The sequence below is a fragment of the Mesorhizobium sp. B2-3-7 genome, assembly GCF_006442695.1.
GTDB lineage: Bacteria > Pseudomonadota > Alphaproteobacteria > Rhizobiales > Rhizobiaceae > Mesorhizobium.
This window is the reverse complement of record NZ_VFVV01000001.1, coordinates 15,180-36,563: the sequence shown is the minus strand read 5'-3', so window position 1 is coordinate 36,563 and position 21,384 is coordinate 15,180. Positions and strand designations below refer to the sequence as shown.

The window sequence follows — 21,384 nt, the reverse complement described above, 5'->3', positions numbered from 1 at the left end:
CGATGCGCACGCTTTTATACGCCCTTGTCTCTGCAATGGTCGTGGTTCTGTCCGGGCCGGCCTTAGCCAAGGACAAGCTCACCGTCTACACTTATGAGAGCTTTACCGCCGACTGGGGCCCCGGCCCGGTGGTGAAGAAGGAATTCGAGGCCGAATGCGGCTGCGATGTCGACTTCGTCTCGGTTGCCGACGGCGTCGCGCTGCTCAACCGCGTCAAGCTGGAAGGGGCCGCGACCAAGGCCGACATCGTGCTTGGCCTCGACACCAATCTCACCGCCGATGCCAAGGCCACTGGCCTGTTTGCGCCGCATGGCGCCGTGACCGGGCTCAATGTGCCGGGCGGCTGGAACGACGACATCTTTGTCCCGTACGACTATGGCTATTTCGCCGTCGTCTATGACACGCAGAAGCTGAAGACGCCGCCCAAGAGCCTGAAGGAATTGGTCGAGGGCAGTGCCGACGACAAGATCGTTATCCAGGATCCGCGCACCTCGACGCCGGGCCTCGGCCTGCTGTTGTGGGTGAAGTCGGTCTATGGCGACAAGGCGCCGGAGGCCTGGGCCAAGCTCAAGGCGAAGGTCTTGACCGTGACGCCGGGCTGGAGCGAGGCCTACGGCCTGTTCACCAAGGGCGAGGCGCCGATGGTGCTGTCCTACACGACCTCGCCCGCCTACCACATGGTTGCCGAGAACACCGAGCGCTACCAGGCCGCTTCCTTCGAGGAGGGCGAGTATCTGCAGATCGAGGTCGCCGGCATCACCACGACGGGAGCCAAAAATCCGCTGGCGGAAAAGTTCATCGCCTTCATGACCGGGCCGAAATTCCAGGATGCCATCCCCGAGACCAACTGGATGTTCCCGGCCGGCAAGACCGACAAGCCGCTCAATCCGGCCTTCGACAGACTGGTCAAACCGACCAAAACCTTGCTGTTCAGTCCCGAGGAGGTCGCGGCCAACCGCAAGGCATGGGTGGATGAATGGCTGGCGGTGATGAGCAAGTAGTTTGGTCGTATGATCGGATGATGAGTGCTCTACAGCGCCCCCCACTGTCCTGCCGGACATCTCCCCCACGAGGGGGGAGATTGGCCGTCACGACGGCTTTCGCCAATTGGCGACGTCACAGGAGAGGGTGGAGCGCTGAAGCAGCCAATCTCTCCCCAAGTGGGGGAGATGTCCGGCAGGACAGAGGGGGGCGCGAAGGAACGCGACGCTCGCTAAAGGTCCTTTGGGTGGCGCAGCGTGCAGCGCGCGTCTGACCCCCGCATCTCCGCCGGTATCCTCGCGCTTGCGGCGATCGGGCTCCTGATCGGCGGCGCGTTTGCGGGTCTTCTTTTCGAAGGCGCGAACGATTTCTCCGGAGCCTGGGCAGCCTTCGATCCTTATCTCCTGCGCGTCGTGCGCTTTACGTTGTGGCAGGCGGCGCTTTCGACGCTGTTGTCGGTGGCGCCGGCCCTGTTCGTGGCTCGCGCGCTGTCGCGGCATCCGCGCTTTCCCGGCCGCGGCTTCATCCTCCAGCTCTTCGCCCTGCCGTTGGCGCTGCCGGCGATCGTGGCGGCGCTCGGCATCCTGGCGCTCTATGGCCGCGCCGGCTATTTCGCCGGCTTTCTTGGTGCCGTCGGCGGTTACAATTGGCCGGGCATCTATGGCCTCTCCGGCATCCTCGTTGCTCATGTCTTCTTCAACCTGCCGCTGGCCACGCGGCTGTTCCTCGAAGCGCTGCAAACCATCCAAGCCGATCAATGGCGGCTGGCGAGCCAGCTGGGTATGGGTGCCGCACCGGCTTTCCGGCTGATCGAGTGGCCGACACTGCGCGCCGCTCTGCCGGGCGTCGCCGGCCTGGTGTTCATGCTCTGCATCACGTCCTTCACGATCGTGTTGACGCTGGGCGGTGGCCCCGGCGCGACGACGCTGGAGGTCGGCATCTACCAGGCGCTGCGTTTCGATTTCGATCCCGCGCGGGCGGTGGCGCTGACGCTGCTGCAGATCGCGCTGACCTTTGTCGTGGTGCTGGCGTTGACGCGGCTCGGCGCCAACACCACCGGTGACGCCAATCTGCCGGTGGCGCCGCGCCGCTACGTCTCGGCCGGCAGGACCGAGACCGCGCTGAATGCCGCGCTCGTCGTGCTGGCCCTTTTGTTCGTCGCCGGGCCGATGACGGCGACGCTGATGTCAGGCCTCGGCGCCGACCTCGGTCGTCTCGCCGGCGAAGCGGCGGTGCGGCAGGCGACGCTGACCAGCGCCGTGCTGGCTTTCCTGTCGGCGCTGCTGTCGGTTGCGCTGTCGCTTTCGCTCACCATGGCGCGCCGCGTGCTGGCCCTGAAGCGCCGCTCCGGTCCGCGGACCGTGCTCGAACACGCCACCGACACCGGTGCCGGCTTCGTCCTAGTCGTGCCGCCCATCGTCATCGGCTCCGGCTGGTTCCTTCTGCTGCGCCATTTCGGCGATGTCTTTGCCATAGCCCCGGTCATGGTCGTCACTGTCAATGCAGTCATGGCGATGCCTTTCGCCATCCGTGCCATCCGCCCCGCCTATGATGCGGCGAGCGAGCGCCATGAGCGGCTCTGCGCGCTTCTGGGAATAGCGGGCTGGGCCCGGTTGCGGCTGGTCGACTGGCCCTCGCTGCGACGGCCGCTGGCCACCGCCTTCGCGTTTGCCATGGCGCTGTCGCTTGGCGATCTCGGCGTCATCGCATTGTTCGGCAGTGATTCCGTGCAGACCTTGCCCTACCTTCTCCTGGCGCGCATGGGCAGCTACCGGACCGAGGACGCCGCCGGCCTGGCGCTGCTGCTCGGTCTGGTCTGCCTTGCGCTTGTGGTGGCGGCGAGCGGGCTGGGAAGGGGAGAACGAGACTGATGGCTGCGGGCGCCACCAATGGTGCGACAAGGGGAGCCGAGGTGCGGCTGGACACGGTCTCGTTCAGCTACGGCGACGCGCCGCTCGTTTTCGATGTCGATTTCGCCGCGTCGAAAATTACCGCCATCATGGGGCCGAGCGGCTCGGGCAAGTCGACGCTGCTCAATCTGGTGGCGGGCTTCGAGACGCCGCAGGCTGGCCGCGTGCTGATCGGCGGCGCCAATGTCGGCGCGGCGCCGCCTTCGGCGCGGCCGGTGTCGATGGTGTTCCAGGAAAACAATCTTTTTGCCCATCTTTCGGTCGAAGAGAATGTCGGGCTCGGCCGCTCGCCCTCGCTGCGGCTGACCGAGGCCGACCGCGCTGACATCGCGGAGGCGATCGCGCGCACCGGCCTCGCGGGCAAGGAAAGACGCCTGCCGCGCGAACTTTCGGGAGGCGAACGCCAGCGTGTCGCATTGACGCGCGTGCTGGTTCGCAACCGCCCGGTGCTTCTTCTGGACGAGCCTTTCGCTTCACTCGGACCGGCCTTGCGCGACGACATGCTCGATCTTGTCGCCGACGTGCATGCCGAGCGGGGCATGACGCTGCTGTTCGTCACGCACCAGCCACAGGACGCACGCCGTATTTGTGAGGAGGTGGTGTTCCTCGACAACGGCATGGTTGCCGCCAAGGGCAAGGCGGATGATTTCTTTGCCGGGGCTGGTCCTGAAGTTTTCCGGCGCTATGTTGGCACAAGCGCCTGGGAGGCTGGATCACGAGATATTGCCCGGAAGCGGACATAATTTACGCTCAAACCGGCTCCTGGCGACGGGGCGATTGCTTGCCATGACAGAGGTAGTGTGGCTAGGTCCGCCCTGTACCGGTCCGGTGCAGGCCGTGATTTGCCTGCAGCATCCGCCGCGCGTTGGTATGGCGTGGATGCTGTAATGCTTTGATTTGCGCATGAGCCCTTGCGAGGATCGCCCCGATTTTCGCGGGCATGCGCCAGACCCGAAAGGAAGCCGTTCTGCCGACCGGCACGGAAAGACCAAGAGGGAAAATGCTGGCGCGCTTTCTGGCGCTGGCCGGCTTTGTCGTGGCCCTGGCAAGCTGCCAGATGTTCACACCTCCGGAAGTCCAGGAATCCGGCTTCCAGCCTTCCGACAAACCGATCACGGTCGACAATGTCGCGGCCAATAACAAATTGGCCGAACTGGCCAAGGCGCAGCATCCACGCATCCTGGCGACCTATGGCGGCGAATACTCCGATCCCAAGCTCGAGCGCATGGTCGCCAAGGTCGTAGGCAGCCTGACGGTGGTGTCGGCCAACCCGACCCAGACCTATCGTATCACCATCCTCAATTCGCCCAACGTCAATGCCTTCGCACTGCCGGGCGGCTACCTCTACGTCACGCGCGGCCTGCTGGCGCTGGCCAATGATTCGGCCGAGCTCGCCGCCGTCATCGCGCATGAGATGGGCCACGTCACCGCTAACCACGGCCTGCAGCGCCAGCAGCTCGAGGCCGAGGAGGGGCTCGCCACCAAGGTTGTTTCCGACGTGCTCGGCGACAGCCCGACCGCCAAGGCGGCGCTGATCCGCGGCAAGCTGAGACTGGCGCAGTTTTCGCGCAACCAGGAACTGGAGGCCGACGCGATCGGCATCAAGTCGATCGGCGAAGCCGGCTACGATCCTTACGCCGCCGGCCGCTTCTTGCAGTCCATGTCGGCCTACACCGATTTCCGCTCGATCAGCGGCGCCACCGACGCCAGCCTCGATTTCCTGGCAACGCATCCCAATACGCCGCAGCGTATCGACCTTGCGCAACGCCATGCCCGCCAGTTCGGCCCGCCGGGCGTCGGCACCCGCGATCGCGACGCCTTCCTCGCCGGGATAGACGGCCTGCTCTACGGCGACACGCCGGAAGAAGGGTATGTGCGCGGCGAGACCTTTCTGCATCCGGGCCTGGGCGTGTCCTTCTCGGTGCCGGAGGGCTTCATCATCGACAATTCGGCCGCCGCCGTGACGGCGACCGGGCCGGGCGACATTGCGATCCGCTTCGACGGCGTGTCGATCGACAAGAACCGTGCGCTGACCGATTATATCAGGAGCGGCTGGGTGGCCGGTCTCGACGACGCGAGCGTCAGGCAGGAAACGATCAACGGCAACGAGGCGGCGACGGCGCATGCAGGCGCCGAAGGCTGGCAGTTCGATATCGCGGTAATCCGCGCCGGCGGCCAGGTCTACCGGCTGCTGACGGCGGCACCATCCGCCAGCACGTCGCTCGACACCGTGGCGCGTTCCGTCAGCGGCTCGTTCCGCATTCTGAGTGCCGCCGAAAAGGCGGCGCTGAAGCCGCTGCATATCCGCGTGGTCACCGTCCAGCCGGGGCAGACGATGGGTTCGCTTTCGGCGCAGATGGTCGGCGTCGACCGCAAACTCGACCTGTTCCGGGTGCTCAACGCGCTGTCGCCGGGGGCTGCGGTTTCGGCCGGCGACAAGGTCAAGATCGTCACCGACAAATAGCCGATAGTCGGCGCTGACCGCTCTCTCGTTTTCGCAATTCCCGGACGGGAACCGTTACACACTTTCCCACTTAGGCGGCGGTGGCGAGGAATTCCGGGTTCTGCTTCACCAGCGCCACTTTCAGCTTTTCCATGGCGCGGGCCTCGATCTGGCGCACGCGTTCCTTGGAAATGCCAAGCGTCTCGCCGAGCGCTTCGAGCGTCGCGCCCTCGTCGCTCAGCCGACGCTCCTCGATGATGCGCAGCTCACGCGCGTTGAGTGCGGCAAGCGCCGCCTTCAGCCATATCGAGCGGCGTTCGATATCGATGGTGTCGCTGACGACCTCGTCGGGCAAGGGATCGTCCGACACGAGGAAGTCCATCCGCTCGGTCGCGCCCCCATCGTCGGCAAGCGGGACATTGAGGGAGGAGTCGGGCGCCGAGAGCCGCGAATCCATCAGCGCGACATCGGCTTCGGAGACGCCGAGGGCCGCTGAAACCTCACGGTACAGCGTCCTGTTCGACAGCGGCTCCGCGGCGCCGTTCGCCAGCCGGGCGCGCAGGCGCCGCAGGTTGAAGAACAGAGCCTTTTGCGCCGAGCTGGTGCCGCCGCGCACGATCGACCAGTTGCGCAGGATGTAGTCCTGCATCGAGGCCCGGATCCACCAGGTCGCATAGGTCGAAAACCGCACTTCGCGCTCCGGCTCGAAACGGGCCGCGGCCTCGAGCAGGCCGACATGGCCCTCCTGGACCAGATCGCCAAGCGGCAGGCCGTAATGACGGAATTTGGAGGCCATGGAAATGACCAGGCGCATATGCGCCACGGTGATGCTGTGCAGCGCGTTCTGGTCGTTGTCCTTTTTCCAGCGCAGCGCCAGCCGCAACTCCTCGTCACGTTCGAGATAGGGAGCCCTCATTGCCGCGCGGACCATGATCCGTCCTGCCGTGTCTTCCATCATGAGGCACTCCCTGGCTCTGGCGATACGGATGTCATTTCGAAACCCGGCAGCCGCTCGACTTGAAATGACGGCGTCCTGCCCTACAACGAACGCAAAACGTGCCATGCGCGGGAAAGGTTCCGCCGCCGGCGGCGCGGCGTGGAGGCTGCGCGAAAAAACTCAGGGCGGGTTCGAGGCACCGCCAGAAACGTCAGTGGTAGAATCCGATTCCGAATAATGGATGTTTTTGAAATCTCATTCCTTATTTTTTCAACTCACATCTGTCAATTTCCAGCGCTCACACACCATGCCGGATATCAGGCCAGGACGGGATCACAGAAAAATGAAATGGCTCAAGTCGCTCATCGTCGCCGGAACTTTGCAGGTTCTGGCTGTTACCGCAGGCTATGCCGGCGCCAATCTCGACCAGATCAAGCAGGCCGGCGTCATCAAGGTCGGCACGGAGGGCACCTACGCACCCTTTACCTATCATGATGCCGGCGGAGCGCTGGTCGGCTTCGATGTCGAAATCGCCAAGGCGATCGGCGAAAAGCTCGGCGTGAAGGTAGAGTTCCTCGAGGGCAAATGGGACGGGCTGATCGCGGGCCTCGATGCCAACCGCTATGACGCGGTCATCAACGAAGTCGGCATCACCGACGCCCGCAAGGCGAAATACGATTTTTCCGACCCCTACATCGCCTCCAAGGCAGTGCTGATCGTGCGCGGCGACAACACCGATATCAAGAGCTTCGCCGATCTCAAAGGCAAGAAGTCGGCGCAGTCGCTGACTTCGAATTTCGGCAAGCTTGCCGAGGCCAACGGCGCCGAACTGGTCGGCACCGACGGGTTCGACCAGTCGATCCAGCTGCTTCTGACTGGCCGCGCCGACGCAACCATCAATGACAGCCTGTCCTTCCTCGATTTCAAGAAGCACAAGCCGGATGCCAATGTGAAGATCGCGGCCCAGGAAGAGAACGCCGACTATTCCGGCGTCATCGTTCGCAAGGGCGATCCGGAACTGGTTGCCGCAATCAACAAGGCGCTGGCCGACATCAAGGCGGACGGCACCTATCAGAAGATCGCAGACAAGTATTTCGGACAGGACGTTTCGAAGTAATTTACGGCCGGGCCGTTGGCCCGCGCGACATCGCCCGGCGGCGGACCGTTTTGACGGCCCGCCGCCTTTCGCGTGATATACGGCAGTCGCAAGAAGGAGCCTTTCGTGCCGCACTGGCTGCAACTCATGCTGGAATCGCTGCCTTCGCTGCTATGGGCGGCGTTGGTCTTCACCGTACCGTTGACGCTTCTGTCCTTTGTACTCGGCTTGAGCGTCGGTCTCGGAACCGCGCTGATCCGGCTCTTCGGGCCAATGCCCCTGGTCGCGGTGGCGCGCTTCTACGTGTGGATATTCCGCGGCACGCCGCTCCTGGTGCAGCTGTTCCTGATCTTCTACGGCCTGCCCTCGGTCGGCATCCTGCTTGACGCGTTTCCCGCGGCGTTGATCGGCTTCACGCTCAATATCGGCGCCTACTCGTCGGAAATCGTTCGCGCGGCGATAGGCGCGGTGCCAAAGGGGCAATGGGAGGCGGCCTATTCGATCGGCATGACCTGGAGCCAGGCGATGCGCCGCACCATCTTGCCGCAGGCCGGGCGCGTGGCGGTGCCGCCGCTCTCCAACACCTTCATCTCGCTGGTCAAGGACACGTCGCTGGCCGCCGCCATCACCGTGCCGGAAATGTTCCAGGCCGCGCAGCGCATCGTCGCCACCACCTATGAGCCGCTGATCCTCTATGTCGAGGCGGCGATCCTCTATCTGGCGATGAGTTCGGTGCTGTCGGCGTTGCAGACGCGGCTGGAGGCGCGGCTCAACCGCTATGGCGGCTTCCTGGAGGCGCGCTCGTGATCGACCTTGCCAACATCGAAAAGCGCTTTGGCGACAATCTCGTGCTGAAAGGCGTGACGGTTGCCATTGCCGAAGGCAGCGTCACCGCGCTGGTCGGTCCTTCGGGTGGTGGCAAAAGTACGCTGCTGCGCTGCATCAACCTGCTTGAGATCCCAACCTCGGGCACAGTGCGTATCGGCGATCAGGCGCTGGAGTTCCATCCGGGAGCGAAGGTGGCGGCCCGGGACATTCAGCGGCTGCGGCTGCAGACCGGCATGGTGTTCCAGAACTTCCAGCTGTTCCCGCATCGCACCGCGATCGAGAACGTCATGGAAGGGCTGGTGACGGTGCTTAAGTGGCCACAGGCGCGGGCGCGCGAACGGGCGCTCGCGCTGCTGGAAAAGGTCGGCATGGCGCACAAGGTCGATGCCTGGCCGGCAACGCTGTCGGGCGGCCAGCAGCAGCGGGTAGCGATCGCCCGGGCGCTGGCGCCGTCGCCAAAGGTGCTTTTATGCGACGAGCCGACCTCCGCGCTCGACCCGGAACTGGCGCAGGAAGTCGTCGACGTGCTCGGCCGGCTCGCCAGCGAGGGGACGACGATGGTGATGGCCACGCACGATCTGCGGCTTGCTTCAAAGATCGCTCGCGAGGTGGTGTTCCTCGACGCCGGCATTGTCGTCGAAAAGGGCCCTGCGGCGGTGCTGTTCGGCAATCCGGAGCGCGAACGGACAAGACGGTTCATCGCGACGCTAAAGCAGGAAATGGCGGAGAAGGAGGGTGGGGGAGAAGGCGGCAATTTCTCGTCCTAGGTCTGCGCTGCGCTTGCTCCCTGCCGGGCATTTATCCTCGTGAGCCGGCCGTCAGGCACGGTGTTTCTATTTCGATGGACGGGCGTGTCCATGCGCTGCAATAGTGGGGCCGATGGTTCGCAACGTTGCTCTTGTTCTCGGTGGTGGCGGGGCCGCCGGAAATGCCTGGCTGATCGGCATCATCGCGGGCCTCGCCGACACTGGTGTCGATCTGACCGAGGCCGCCGATCTGGTGATCGGAACCTCGGCAGGCGCCAATGCGGCAGTGCAGGTGCGCAGCGGCATACCGCCGGGCGAGCTGCTGGCGGCGGTGCTGTCCCCGCTGCCGGTTCAACCGGCCGGACCGAGCCGTCAACCGCCGTTGCCGCCGATGGATAGTGTATTCGAGCGGATGCGTTCCATTTCCGCCGCCGCTACCTCGGCAGCCGATCTGCAACGGGCGATGGGCGCATTCGGATTGGAGAGCGATGTCAAATTCGGACCTGAAGTGGCCAAACAGCGGCGCGCGCTGGTCGCCGCCAGATTGCCTCGCCATGAATGGCCGGAAAGGCCGATGATCGTGGTGGCCGTCGACGCGCTTACCGGTGAACTGGCTGCGTTCGACCGCGATTCCGGCGTCGATCTGGTTGACGCGGCCACCGCGAGCACCGCGCTGCCCGGTGCGGGGCCTACGCACAGCATCAATGGCGTCCGCTACATCTCCGGTGGCGTGCGCTCCGCCGATAATGCCGACCTTGCCTCGGGCTATGCGAACGTGATCGTGCTCTCGCCGTTCAGCGGACGGAGCGGGCCGCTACCGGAAGGCCAGTTCGAGGGCCTGCGCAGACCGCCGGGCGCGGACCTTGCAAGCGAGGTCGAAGCCCTGCTCCAGCAGGGCAGCCGGGTGGTGGTGATCACGCCTGACGTCGATTCCCGCGCCGCAATGGGCACCAACCAGATGGATCTGGCGACCCGCATCCCCGCGGCCCGTGCCGGTTTCGCCCAAGGCAAGAAGGAAGCGACCCGCCTAACGTTCCTGTGACGATTGCACGCCGAGGGCGTGCACCAACTTTCCAAATATTGCCTGCAAGGCGCAAGGCCTCAGGCAGCTTCTTCCTGCTCGGCTTCCTCATTGTCGGCCTTGGCGCCGCGCTTAGGGCCCTTGTTGAGATTGACCTCGATCAAACGCACGGCTTCGGTTTCCGACATGCGGTTGACAGCGGCGATCTCGCGGGCCATGCGGTCGAGCGCGGCTTCGTAGAGCTGGCGTTCGGAATAGGACTGCTCCGGCTGGTTGTCGGCGCGGTAGAGGTCGCGAACAACTTCCGAGATCGAGATCAGGTCGCCGGAATTGATCTTGGCATCATATTCCTGCGCGCGACGCGACCACATGGTGCGCTTGACGCGGGCGCGGCCTTGCACGACCTTCAGGGCGCGTTCGACATAATCCTCTTCCGACAGCTTGCGCATGCCGATCGAGGTTGCCTTGGCGACCGGCACCTTGAGGCGCATCTTGTCCTTCTGGAAATCGATGACGAACAGTTCCAGCTTGTGCCCGGCCACTTCCTGCTCGTCGATCGAGACGATCTGGCCGACACCATGCGCCGGATAGACAATGTACTCGCCGGTCTTGAAACCGTGACGTGCAGCGGTGGACTTCTTCTGCGGGGTGATCGTTGCCATTACGCCCTGAACTCCTTGTTGTGGGCCGGCGGCGGTGCCGGCTGAACTCGCGCGATCGGGTTACCGATCATTAGCCGCACAACAGATGAACCCACCGGAAAAGCCGGGACCGGCAAACCGCACGATTGCGATCGCCTGGCCCAGATCGCTCTGGTCCGATATGGGATTTTCACCTTTCAGTGATTTGGGGCGTTAGCGCCATAAATCGACGTTGTGTCACCGGCATGTTTCGCTCATGTAACACAAAAAGTCGGAAGAATCAAGGTTTTGCTGCATAAGCGAAGGCCACAGGTTCACGCCGCCTGTCAAGGCGGTTAATAGGCCGTACCTCTTACGCCGCGTCATGCCGGTTGAAACGGCAGCGCTGTCAGTCGCCTTCTCCGGGTTCAGCCGAGAAATATTTCTCGAACTTGCCGGCCTCGCCATCGAAGGCCTTGGCGTCGGCCGGCGGCTCCTTCTTGGCGGTGATATTAGGCCATTTCTCAGCGTATTCGGTGTTTATCTGCAGCCATTTGTCGAGGCCCGACTCAGTATCGGGCTTGATCGCGTCGGCGGGGCATTCCGGTTCGCAGACACCGCAGTCAATGCACTCGTCGGGATGGATGACGAGCATGTTCTCGCCCTCGTAGAAACAGTCGACCGGACAGACCTCGATGCAGTCCATATATTTGCATTTGATGCAATTGTCGGTCACGACATAGGTCATCGATCTGCTCCGGGACGTCCCGTTTTTGTTGGCTTTTTCCGTGAGGTAACGCCTTTGGCGCTCGCTTGCAAGGGCGGCCATTCCGGCCATGTCCGCATTGCCGGAATGGAATTCCAACGGGTCGGCAATGGCGGGCATCGGTCATGTGCTCGGACCGTTGTGTCGGCGGTGTGGAAGAACATACATGCCTCCGTGCACCGGCGGTCAGTCGTCGCCAAGCAAGCGGTCGGTCTCGCGGCGCTCCTTCTTCGTCGGGCGGCCGCTTCCGGCCTCGCGCAGCCCTGGGATCGCGTCGGGAGGCGCCTCGCCCGTCGGTGCGGCAGGCGGCGACATGTCTTCGTAGAGCGTGCGTGCCTCCACGGCGGGGCCGCGCCGGCTTCCCGCATCGAGCACCTTCCAGATGAAGATGCGCCGCTCCAGCGTGATGGTCAGGACGTCGCCAGGCTTGACCAGGTCGGAGGCCTGCGCTGCTTTGTCGCGATTGATGCGCACCCGGCCGGCCACGACCAGTTTGGCGGCCAGCGAGCGCGATTTCACCGCGCGCGAGAAGAACAGCCATTTGTCGATACGCTGGCGGTCGGTGGCCATCGGGGCGACCATCGGATCCTGTGCGGCTATTTCTTCAGCTGGTCGCGCAAAGCGGCGAGCTTGGCGAAGGGAGAGTCGGGATCGAAGCGCACCGGGCGCTCCTCGCGCGGTTTTGCCTGAAACGAGGGTTTGCCGCCTTGCGGGCCGCCCTTGCCTTCCGGCCTGCCGCCCGGCCGGCCCTCACGGCGGTCAGAACGCTCGCCCTGCGGCTTTCCCTCCCGCCGTTCCCCGCCTTCGCCTTGCGGCCTGGGCTTGAACTTCGAGCGATCGAAACGCGGCTTGCCGGCGCCATCGCGGCGCCCTTCATGGGCGGGCCGAGTGCCGGGCTGGCCGACAGCGGCATCCGCCGGGGCATCGGAGCGCGCCGCCTGGCCGTTGCGCGGCCGGGCGCGGTTCTCGTGGTGACGGTGACGAGGCCGCTGGTCGAAGCGGCCCTGCCGCCACAACAGGATCGGCTTAGGCTCTTCGGCTTCCGCAGCGGATCCCTGTTGGGGAGCGTCGGCGCTGTCCCCCTCCTCGCCTCGCTCCGCGATCTCCCCCGTCGAGGGGGAGGTGAGAGCGTCGGCGCTTTCGGCGGCAGGAGTCTCAGGCACGGCTTCTGCTACAGGCGCAACCTCTTCCGTAGCTTCGGCTGGAGCTTCGGGTTGTTCTTCCGCAACAGTTTCGGCCGGTTCCGCAATGGGTTCAGCAGGAATTTCGACGGCGGTCTGGGCAGTCGCAGTTTGCGGATCTTCCGCCGATGTCTCCTCAGGCGTGTCCGTCGCAGCCGCCTCCGCCGCCTTGGCCTGCTCGGTGCGCGCGGCCTCTTCCGCTGCCAGCTTGGCCGCCACGGCTTCCCGGGCGGCATTGTCCTGCGCTTCCAGCCGTGCCTTGATTTCGGCCGCCGGCTTCGGCTCGGCACGATAGCCAAGACCTTTCAGGATTTCTTCCATGTCATCGGCCGTGGCGCCGAGAATCGACATCATCGGCGGCGTCACCATGAAAGACTGGCCATCATAGGCGCCATCCGGACGCTGGCCGAGGCCGGGCTTCCAGTTGGTCGCCGGGCGGATCAGGTCGGCCAGCCGTTCCAGAATGTCGATGCGCACGGCGCGGCGGCCGAGATTTCGGTAGCCGGCAAGCTTGTAGAAGGCCTTGTCGAAAGCCGGATCGATGACCACCGAGGTGCGGCCCGATGCCAGCGCATGGACGACGTCGCCGAAGCCGAGCTTGTCCTTGCCGTCGTTTTTCAGCGCCCACAGCAACGTCACCAATCCCGCGGGCGCCGGCTTGATCAGCGCCGGCACGAAGACATGATAGGCGCCGAAGCGCACGCCCAGCCGGCGCAATGCCGCGCGGCCTTCCTGGTCGAGCGACTTCATCTCCTCGGCGATGTCGCGACGATTGATAAGGCCGAAATTCTCGACCAGCTGGAAGGCAATGCCGCGGCCGATACCCGATATCTGCTCGGCATTCTTCAAATCGACCAGCGGCTTCAGCAGGGATTCGATCTGGAAATTGACGAAGCGCTCGGCGCGCGCGGCGACCTTGTCACGCGCCGGGCCGGTCAGCTGTTCGTCGGCCAAAAGCACCAGGCGCGGCTTCAGCGCGTCCTCGCCGGCAACCAGAGTGCCGATCGGCGCGCCGATCCAGCGCAGCGTGCCGTCGGAACCGAGCGCGATGTCGCCATTGGCGCAGGCGCCGAAGCGTTCGGCGCGTGCCTCGAACTCCGCCGCCAGCGCCTTCTGGGCGGCCGCGCGCACGGCCTTGGCGTCTTCGCCGCCAGCGCTCTGATCGGCGGTGAAACGGAACCCCTGCAACTCGCCGACATGGTGGCCTTCGACGAGGACGGTTCCGGTTGGGCTTATTTCGGCTTCAGGCATGGTATTTTCTCTAAGGCGCCGCATGAGGACGGAAGTCCTGCGGTCTACGAAGCGTTTCGTCAACCGCTCATGCAGCGCATCCGACAATCTGTCTTCGATTTCGCGCGTCTTTTCCTGCCAGTGTGCCTGATCGGCCAGCCAGCCGGGCCGGTTCGACACGAATGTCCAGGTGCGGATCTGGGCGATGCGATGCGACAGCGTATCGATGTCGCCCTCGGTGGTGTCGGCGCGGCGCACCTGCTCGGCCATGTAATTCTCGTCGACATGGCCATGCCTGGCGAGGTCCATGTAGATCGACGCAATGAGGTCGGCGTGCTGGGCCGGCGCTATCTTGCGGTAGTCGGGGAGCGCGCAGGCCTCCCACAGCAGCGCGACGCGCCTTGCGTCGGTGGCGAGCGCCCTGATGTCCTCGTCACGCGACAGGTGCTCAAGCGCCTGCGCATCGACTGCCGGCAGCGCACGGGTCAGGCCCTCCACCGGGGCATTGGTCTCGATCGAGCGCCTCAGCGCGTCGAGGCTGGCGAAATTGAAACGCGCTGTGCGCCACTGCAGAACCTTCACGGGGTCGAAGTCGTGGCTTTCGATCTTCTTGACCAATTCCTCGTCCAGCGGGTCGACCTGGCCGGTGACGCCAAAGGTGCCGTCGCGCAGGTGCCGGCCGGCGCGCCCGGCGATCTGGCCAAGTTCGGCCGCCGTCAGGTTGCGATACTGATAGCCGTCGAACTTGCGGTTCTGGGCGAAGGCGACATGGTCGAGATCGAGGTTAAGGCCCATGCCGATGGCATCGGTGGCGACGAGATAGTCGACGTCGCCCGACTGAAACAGCGCCACCTGGGCGTTGCGGGTGCGGGGCGAGAGCGCGCCAAGCACGACGGCCGCACCGCCCTGCTGGCGGCGGATCAGTTCGGCGATGGCATAAACCTCGTCGGCGGAGAAGGCGACGATCGCTGTGCGCCGGGGCAAGCGGGTCAGCTTCTTCGAACCGGCATAGGCCAGATGTGACAGCCGCGGTCGTGTCACCACCGAGACGCCTTTCAACAGGCGCTGCAAGATGCCGTGCATGGTGGCGGCGCCGAGCAGCAGCGTCTCCTGGCGGCCGCGGAGATGCAGGATGCGGTCGGTGAAGATATGGCCGCGCTCGAGATCACCGGCAAGCTGCACCTCGTCGATGGCGACGAAGGCGGCATCGGTCTCGCGCGGCATGGCTTCGACGGTACAGACCGAATATCTCGCGCCTGGCGGCTGGATCTTCTCCTCGCCGGTGATGAGCGCCACCTTGTGGGCACCGACCTTTTCGCAGACGCGGGTGTAGACCTCTCGCGCCAAGAGCCTGAGCGGCAGGCCGATGATGCCGCTTTCATGCGCCACCATGCGCTCGATGGCGAGATGGGTCTTGCCTGTGTTGGTCGGCCCAAGCACGGCAGTCACGTCGCGACCCGACAGGATCAGCGGCTCGGTGGGTTTCGGATGGATGTTCATCGCTCGGAAATAAGGCTTTCTGGCCTCTCATTGTCGGGAGCACGCCTCGGGTGGCGCGTATGACAGGCGACACATAGGGATTTCAGGCGCGAAGCGAAAGCGGAATGTTCCGCTGGCGGTTCGAAGTCACCTCCGTCGAGCTTCGGTTCGGCTGCTGATTAAGGGTTGGAACGAGTCTGGAACGAATCGGCGACGAATCGCTGACTCGCCCGGATTCAGGTTTTGTTCACGGCTAGATGTGGAGTTTTGGCTGATGATCCTTACCACATGCTGAATCACGGAATTGGCCCGTTTCATGCTAGGCGAGAGCCGCCGTTAACTTTCGCTGGCAAAGCCGTGTGGCAGCCCGCCTTGCTTCATCCAAGCTTATGAAATTGTTGAACTTTCTTAATAGAAATTAACAGTTTGATAGGCGATTGCAACTGCTCTCGTTAACATTGCGGCCAAACATGGAACGAAAGGGCGACGAATCGGCGATGTCGGGATTTTCCCTGTTTGTTCACGACAAGATGTAGTGTTACGCACAGGTTTTCCACCGACAATGCACAGCTTATCCAGGCAGTTTTGCACAATACCCGCTGCCGCGATTAACCTTTGCGTGCCGGATTGGAACAGCAGGCCGACAGCCGTCATCGGACGGCGTCACGGACATCCGAAGCGGATGGCGAACGAGCCCTCCTTCAATCGGCACCGGGAAGCCGGCAGCCCGGCGAGACCTCAGGCGAAGTACTGGCCGCCATTGGCGGTGATGGTCGATCCCGTGATGAAGCCGGCGTCCTCGGAGGCGAGGAAGACGACGCAGCGCGCGATCTCCTCCGGCTCGCCGAGGCGCCCGACCGGGATTAGCGGGATGATGCGTTCGTTGAGCACCTTCTCATCGATCGCCCGGACCATTTCGGTGGCGATATAGCCTGGGCAGATGATGTTGACGGTGATGCCCGCGCGGGCTCCTTCCTGGGCCAGAGCCTTCGAGAAACCGATGTCGCCGGCCTTGGCCGCGGAGTAGTTGACCTGGCCGGCCTGGCCCTTCTGGCCATTGATGGAGGAGATGGTGATGACGCGGCCGAACTTGCGGTCGCGCATGCCGCTCCACAGCGGATGCGTCATGTTGAAAACGCCGGAGAGATTGGTGTCGATGACCTCCTTCCACTGCTCACGGGTCAGCTTGTGGAACATGGCGTCGCGCGTGATGCCGGCATTGTTGACCAGCACCGCGACCGGGCCCAGATCGGCCTCGACCTGCTTGATGCCGGCGGCGCAGGCGTCGTAGTCGGCGACCGACCATTTGTAGGTCTTGATGCCGGTTGTGGCCGTGAACTTGCTCGCCGCCTCATCATTGCCGGCGTAGTTGGCGGCAACCGAATAGCCGGCTTCCTTCAGCGCCATCGATATTGCCGCGCCGATGCCGCGCGATCCGCCCGTGACGATTGCAACCTTGGTCATGCGCTCCCTCCCTTTGGTTGGGAGAGTGAACAGGGAGTAGCGAATGACGAGTAGGGATCAGATATCCCATTGCGCCGACGCCGTTCTTCCCTATTCGCTACTCCCCATTCACTTCTCTTTTAGAGCGCTTCGACGCACATGGCGACGCCCATGCCGCCGCCGATGCACAGGGTGGAGAGACCCTTCTTGGCACCTCTTCGGCGCATCTCGTGGACCAGCGTGTTGAAAATGCGCGCGCCAGAGGCGCCGATCGGATGACCGATGGCGATGGCGCCACCATTGACGTTGACGATCGAGGGATCCCAGCCCATGTCCTTGTTGACCGCGCAGGCCTGCGCGGCGAAAGCCTCGTTGGCCTCGATCAGGTCGAGATCGCCGACCGACCAGCCGGCCTTTTCCAGCGCTTTTCGCGAGGCGGGAATCGGACCGGTGCCCATGATCGCCGGGTCAACGCCCGCGGTCGCCCAGGAGACGATGCGCGCCAGCGGGGTGATGCCCCGCCTGGCAGCTTCCGCTTCGCTCATCAAAAGCGCGCCGGCGGCGCCGTCGTTGATGCCGGAGGCATTGGCGGCGGTCACAGTGCCGTCCTTGTCGAAGGCCGGCTTCAGTTTGGTCATGGCATCCAGCGTCGCGCCATGGCGGATGTATTCGTCCTGGTCGACAATTGTATCGCCCTTCTTGCCCTTGATGGTGAAGGCGACGATCTCGTTCTTGAACCGGCCGGCCTTCTGCGCGGCCTCGGCCTTGTTCTGCGAGGCCAGCGCGAACTGGTCCTGGTCCTCGCGGGTGATCTGGAACTGGCGGGCGACGTTCTCGGCCGTGTTGCCCATGTGATAGCCATTAAAGGCATCCCACAGTCCATCCTTGATCATGGTGTCGATCATCTTGTAGTCGCCCATCTTGACGCCAGCGCGCAGATGCTGGGCGTGCGGCGACATCGACATCGATTCCTGGCCGCCGGCGACAACCACCTTGGCATCGCCGGTGGCGATCTGCTGCATGCCGAGCGCGATGGCGCGCAGGCCCGAGCCGCACACCTGGTTGAGGCCCCAGGCGGTGGTCTCCCTGGGCAGCCCGGCGAGGATCGAAGCCTGGCGGGCAGGGTTCTGCCCTTGGGCCGCGGTCAGCACCTGGCCAAGAATGACCTCGTCGACTTCGGCCGCCTCGACGCCGGCGCGCGACAACAATTCCCTTACGACGACGGCGCCAAGCTCGTGAGCCGGGGTGGCGGCGAAAGCGCCGTTGAAGGAACCGACCGGTGTGCGCGCCGCGCTGGCGACGACGATGGCATTGGAAGCGGGCATTCTGTTCTCCAAACTTCAAGCTGATGTTCTGTCATTGAAGACTTTTCTTGCCCTTTCCCAACCCCGAGTCAAACCGGAAATCGGCAGGGCACCCATGCGTCGCAAGCAAGCTGCGCATGGCCGCGACATCAAGCTGTCCGCTGCTGCGCAGCATATTTCACCGGCCATGCAGCGATAATTAATCCCGCACTGCACAAACTGCTTGGAATTGTGACGCTTTTGCGCATATCCTTTGAACGGGCGCAATCGTTACCGGCGGCTTACTCAGGCGCGCCGGTGTCCGGGGAGGATGCAGATGGCTGCGAAAGACGATCCGATCGTCATCAAGAAATATGCCAATCGCCGGCTCTACAACACTGGCACCAGCACCTATGTGACGCTCGAGGACCTGGCCGAAATGGTCAAGAAGGGCGAAGAGTTCACGGTGCAGGACGCCAAGACCGGCGACGACATCACGCATCCGGTTCTGACCCAGATCATCTTCGAATTGGAGAACAAGGACGGGCAGAACATGCTGCCGATCCCGTTCCTGCGCCAGTTGATCGCCTTCTACGGCGACCAGATGCAGATGATCGTGCCGAGCTTCCTCGAACAGTCGATGATCGCCTTCTCCAAGGAACAGGAGCGCTTCCGCGAGCAGATGAAGGGCGCCATCGGCAAGTCACCACTCGACATGATGAAGATGGCCACGCCGATCAAGGCGCTGGAGGAGCAGACGCGCCGCAACATGGAAATGTTCCAGAATGCCATGCGGCTGTTCACGCCCTTCCCGCCGGCAGGCTCGGCACCTGCGGCGGCCCCCGCCGAACCGGCCAGGAAGGAAACGCCGGAAAAACCCGACGATCTGCAGCAGTTGAAGGACCAGATCGCGGCCATGCAGCGCAAGCTCGACACCATGTCGTGAGCGCGCAGCGCTTTTCTTCCGATCCTACGGCAATAATCCCTCATAGCGACCGCGCGGCCTGATGCTGCCGCCGCTCATTGCCTGTTCGACCATGTGGGCGGCCCAGCCAACGCTGCGCCCAAGCGCGAACAGCTGGAACGGCGCATCGCGCGGCAGGTCGAGGCTGCGCGTCAGAACGGCCAGGGCAAAGTCGACGTTCGGGCGGGCGCCGGTCGCGGCAATGGCGGCGATTTCCAGCGATCGCAATGTTCTGTCGGTGTTGTCGATGGCCGCCAAAAGCGCCGTGGCGCGGGGATCGCCTTCGGGATAGAGCGGATGGCCGAACGCTGGCAAAGGCCTGTCATGGCCGAGCCAGCGCCGGATCGCCGCATCGGCGCCGTGCCGCGCCGCATCGTCCGCGAGTTGCATCACCGCCTCGCCGGCGCCACCGTGCCGCGGACCGGAAAGTGTCGCCAGACCCGCGAGCAGGCAGGCGGCGGGCGAGGCTCCGGTCGAGGCCGCGACGCGCGCCGCGAAGGTCGATGCGTTGAGTTCGTGATCGGCAAGCAGCACAAGGGCGCGCCGGATAGCCTGCGCCCCGCCTTCATCCACCGACCAGCCTCGCGCCAACCGCATGTGCACCGGATCTGATCCCGCCGAGGCGCCAAGAGCGCCGGCCAGCACGCCGATCGCGCGCGCGGCGTCGGCGCACAGCGAGGCGGCGCCGCGCCCTAGTGAAGGCCGCCCCTGGCCGGCGAGCATGGCAAGTTGCATGAAGGCCGGGGCTCGGCCGAGTTGTTGGGATTGATCCGAGGCCGGAGCCTCGAAACTCACCGGCTCAGGCAGGGCCCACAGCACGGCGGCGGTCTCTTCGAGCGTGGCATGTTCGGACAGCGCAACGGCGTCGCGGCCCCGATAGACAAGGTGGCCGTGCGAAACGGTCGAGATCGAGGTGACGAGCGAGGGTTCGCCCCAGGCGATGGCGCTTTCGGCGATGGCCGATGGGCTGCGTCCGCGCTCTCTTCGCATCATCAGGGCCGCGATATCGTCGGCGCGATATTGGCTGCGGCGTGGATCGGCAATGTCCCGGCGCATGCCGATGCGCCCGCGACTGACATAGGCGTAGAGCGTCTGCGGCCGCACCTTGAGCCGTTCCAGTGCCTCGTCCCGCGACAGCCATTCGGACATGTCGGTCCCATATTGATTATGTTGATCAAGATTGATGCGCGTGTTGCCCATCCTTATCCTTAGTGTCGGAAAAGCTCAAGGAGACAAAGCCATGGCGAACGGGCTCGATGATGTGGTGGCGGCGGAAACGGTGCTGTCCGACGTGGATGGGCTGGGCGGCCGCTTGACGATCCGGGGGTACTCCCTGCCGGAACTGGCCGGGCGATGGAACTATCCGCAGGTCGTTCGCCTGCTTCTCGACGGCTTCTTCTACGACCTTCCCGGAGACGCGGAACTGGCCGCGAGACTGGGCCAGGCGCGCGTCGAGGTGTTCGACCGGCTCTTGTCTTGCCTGCCCCTGCTGGCGCCGCTCGACGTCTATAGCGCCATGCGCGCCGGCATGGCGCTGCTGCCGGACGGCGAGACGCTGACGGACGCGCTTCGGCTGATCGCGGCGCCCGCCGTGCTGACGCCGGCGCTCTTGCGCCTGCGGCGCGGCGAGCAGCCGGTCGCGCCGGATGGGAAGGCCGATCATGCCGCCGATATGCTGAGGATGCTCGACGGTTCCGTGCCGACGCCGGTTCTGGCAAAGGCACTCGACACTTACCTCGTGACCGTCTGCGACCACGGCCTCAATGCCTCGACCTTCGCCACGCGCATCGTCGCTTCGACGCAGGCCGGGCTGACATCGTCGGTGGTGGCTGGCCTCGGGGCGCTCAAGGGGCCGCTGCATGGCGGCGCGCCCGGCCCTGTCATCGAGATGCTCGACGCCATCCAGGCGCATGGCGACGCCGCCGGCTGGCTGCGCGGCGAGATCGCGCGTGGTGAACGCATCATGGGCTTCGGCCACCGCATCTACCGCGTGCGCGATCCGCGCGCCGATGTGCTGAAGGCGGTGGTGCGGCAGCTCGGCGGCGAGGGCGAGACCGGTCGCCGGCTGGCCTTCGCCGAGACAGTCGAACAGACGGCGCTCGATGTGCTTCGGATTGCCAAGCCGCAGCGCTCGCTGCAGACCAATGTCGAGTTCTACACCGCGCTGGTGCTGGAAGCGGCGGGTTTTCCCAGCCAAGCCTTCAGCAATGTCTTCGCGGCCGGGCGCGTCGCCGGTTGGGTCGCGCATGCGCGCGAGCAGCAGACGACGGGACGGCTGATCCGGCCGCTGTCGCGCTATGTCGGACCGATGCCGGACCTCGTCGCCTGAGCATCAAATCTGTTTCGAAGATGCGCCACCCTTCTGTCGCGAGGCGGAGGGGTGTTTCTGCATGATCGAAATTTCATGCGATCACGCGACCGTGCTCGTGTTCTTGCCTTGGTGTGTCCTTATATGC

19 protein-coding genes are annotated in these 21,384 nt (G+C 64.4%); 11 read left to right on the top strand and 8 right to left on the bottom strand.

Translation table 11 applies throughout. The annotated features are described in order from the left end of the window. The first annotated feature begins 2 nt into the window (after positions 1-2). The 4 genes from thiB to FJ940_RS00150 all read left to right on the top strand — a co-directional run bounded on the left by thiB (position 3) and on the right by FJ940_RS00150 (position 5,355). A complete protein-coding gene (gene thiB, locus FJ940_RS00170) occupies positions 3-1,001 on the top strand; it encodes a thiamine ABC transporter substrate binding subunit (protein WP_140554930.1) in 999 nt (332 codons plus the stop codon). 237 nt (positions 1,002-1,238) lie between these two features. Next, the gene (gene thiP / locus FJ940_RS00160; protein WP_140654777.1) at positions 1,239-2,852 is read left to right on the top strand and encodes a thiamine/thiamine pyrophosphate ABC transporter permease; all 1,614 of its coding nucleotides are present in this window, start codon (positions 1,239-1,241) and stop codon (positions 2,850-2,852) included. Then, entirely contained in the window at positions 2,852-3,634 is a 783-nt protein-coding gene (thiQ, locus tag FJ940_RS00155; protein ID WP_140654774.1) for a thiamine ABC transporter ATP-binding protein, read from the top strand. The genes thiP and thiQ overlap by 1 nt, the downstream gene beginning before the upstream one ends. A 257-nt stretch (positions 3,635-3,891) precedes the next feature. After that, on the top strand, positions 3,892-5,355 hold the full coding sequence (locus FJ940_RS00150) for a M48 family metalloprotease (protein ID WP_140493312.1): 1,464 nt from the start codon (positions 3,892-3,894) through the stop codon (positions 5,353-5,355). 70 nt (positions 5,356-5,425) lie between these two features. Here the strand turns inward: FJ940_RS00150 and FJ940_RS00145 are convergent, their stop codons facing one another. Next, complete coding sequence (locus tag FJ940_RS00145) at positions 5,426-6,292, bottom strand: RNA polymerase factor sigma-32 (protein ID WP_140493315.1); 867 nt, start codon at positions 6,290-6,292, stop codon at positions 5,426-5,428. A gap of 322 nt (positions 6,293-6,614) precedes the next feature. Here FJ940_RS00145 and FJ940_RS00140 point away from each other — a divergent pair, with 322 nt between their 5' ends. The 4 genes from FJ940_RS00140 (at position 6,615) to FJ940_RS00125 (ending at position 9,983) form a co-directional block, all read left to right on the top strand. Then, a complete protein-coding gene (locus FJ940_RS00140; RefSeq protein ID WP_140624989.1) occupies positions 6,615-7,388 on the top strand; it encodes an amino acid ABC transporter substrate-binding protein in 774 nt (257 codons plus the stop codon). A gap of 105 nt (positions 7,389-7,493) precedes the next feature. Then, the gene (locus FJ940_RS00135) at positions 7,494-8,174 is read left to right on the top strand and encodes an ABC transporter permease subunit (protein WP_140654772.1); all 681 of its coding nucleotides are present in this window, start codon (positions 7,494-7,496) and stop codon (positions 8,172-8,174) included. After that, positions 8,171-8,962 carry an amino acid ABC transporter ATP-binding protein gene (locus FJ940_RS00130; RefSeq protein ID WP_140654769.1) on the top strand — a complete coding sequence of 264 codons (792 nt, stop codon included), beginning with the start codon at positions 8,171-8,173 and terminating at the stop codon, positions 8,960-8,962. Before FJ940_RS00135 ends, FJ940_RS00130 begins: the two co-directional genes overlap by 4 nt. Positions 8,963-9,074: 112 nt before the next feature. After that, entirely contained in the window at positions 9,075-9,983 is a 909-nt protein-coding gene (locus tag FJ940_RS00125) for a patatin-like phospholipase family protein (RefSeq protein ID WP_140580078.1), read from the top strand. A gap of 59 nt (positions 9,984-10,042) precedes the next feature. Here FJ940_RS00125 and FJ940_RS00120 read toward each other — a convergent pair whose 3' ends face one another. From FJ940_RS00120 to FJ940_RS00095, 6 genes are all read right to left on the bottom strand, one after another. Continuing rightward, on the bottom strand, positions 10,043-10,624 hold the full coding sequence (locus FJ940_RS00120; RefSeq protein WP_006327799.1) for a CarD family transcriptional regulator: 582 nt from the start codon (positions 10,622-10,624) through the stop codon (positions 10,043-10,045). 367 nt (positions 10,625-10,991) lie between these two features. Next, a complete protein-coding gene (gene fdxA / locus FJ940_RS00115) occupies positions 10,992-11,330 on the bottom strand; it encodes a ferredoxin FdxA (RefSeq protein WP_140493333.1) in 339 nt (112 codons plus the stop codon). Between the two features lie 204 nt (positions 11,331-11,534). Further along, the gene (locus tag FJ940_RS00110) at positions 11,535-11,918 is read right to left on the bottom strand and encodes an RNA-binding S4 domain-containing protein (protein WP_140517614.1); all 384 of its coding nucleotides are present in this window, start codon (positions 11,916-11,918) and stop codon (positions 11,535-11,537) included. 26 nt (positions 11,919-11,944) lie between these two features. After that, positions 11,945-15,259, bottom strand: coding sequence for a helicase-related protein (locus FJ940_RS00105; protein WP_140654766.1), 3,315 nt, complete (start codon positions 15,257-15,259; stop codon positions 11,945-11,947). A 717-nt stretch (positions 15,260-15,976) separates the two neighbouring features. Next, entirely contained in the window at positions 15,977-16,702 is a 726-nt protein-coding gene (gene phbB / locus FJ940_RS00100) for an acetoacetyl-CoA reductase (protein WP_140493339.1), read from the bottom strand. A 119-nt stretch (positions 16,703-16,821) separates the two neighbouring features. Continuing rightward, positions 16,822-18,006 (bottom strand): acetyl-CoA C-acetyltransferase, encoded by a 1,185-nt coding sequence (locus FJ940_RS00095; RefSeq protein WP_140654763.1) that lies wholly within the window; start codon positions 18,004-18,006, stop codon positions 16,822-16,824. Here FJ940_RS00095 and FJ940_RS00090 point away from each other — a divergent pair. Beyond that, a complete protein-coding gene (locus FJ940_RS00090; RefSeq protein WP_140493345.1) occupies positions 17,987-18,184 on the top strand; it encodes a hypothetical protein in 198 nt (65 codons plus the stop codon). The genes FJ940_RS00095 and FJ940_RS00090 overlap by 20 nt on opposite strands. A 117-nt stretch (positions 18,185-18,301) precedes the next feature. Further along, the gene (gene phaR / locus FJ940_RS00085) at positions 18,302-18,910 is read left to right on the top strand and encodes a polyhydroxyalkanoate synthesis repressor PhaR (RefSeq protein ID WP_140493348.1); all 609 of its coding nucleotides are present in this window, start codon (positions 18,302-18,304) and stop codon (positions 18,908-18,910) included. A gap of 24 nt (positions 18,911-18,934) precedes the next feature. Here the strand turns inward: phaR and FJ940_RS00080 are convergent, their stop codons facing one another. Then, entirely contained in the window at positions 18,935-20,077 is a 1,143-nt protein-coding gene (locus FJ940_RS00080; RefSeq protein WP_140654761.1) for a citrate/2-methylcitrate synthase, read from the bottom strand. Positions 20,078-20,168: 91 nt separating this feature from the next. Between FJ940_RS00080 and FJ940_RS00075 the strand changes: the two genes are divergently transcribed. Beyond that, positions 20,169-21,257, top strand: coding sequence for a citrate synthase/methylcitrate synthase (locus tag FJ940_RS00075; protein WP_140654759.1), 1,089 nt, complete (start codon positions 20,169-20,171; stop codon positions 21,255-21,257). Positions 21,258-21,384: the final 127 nt, after the last annotated feature.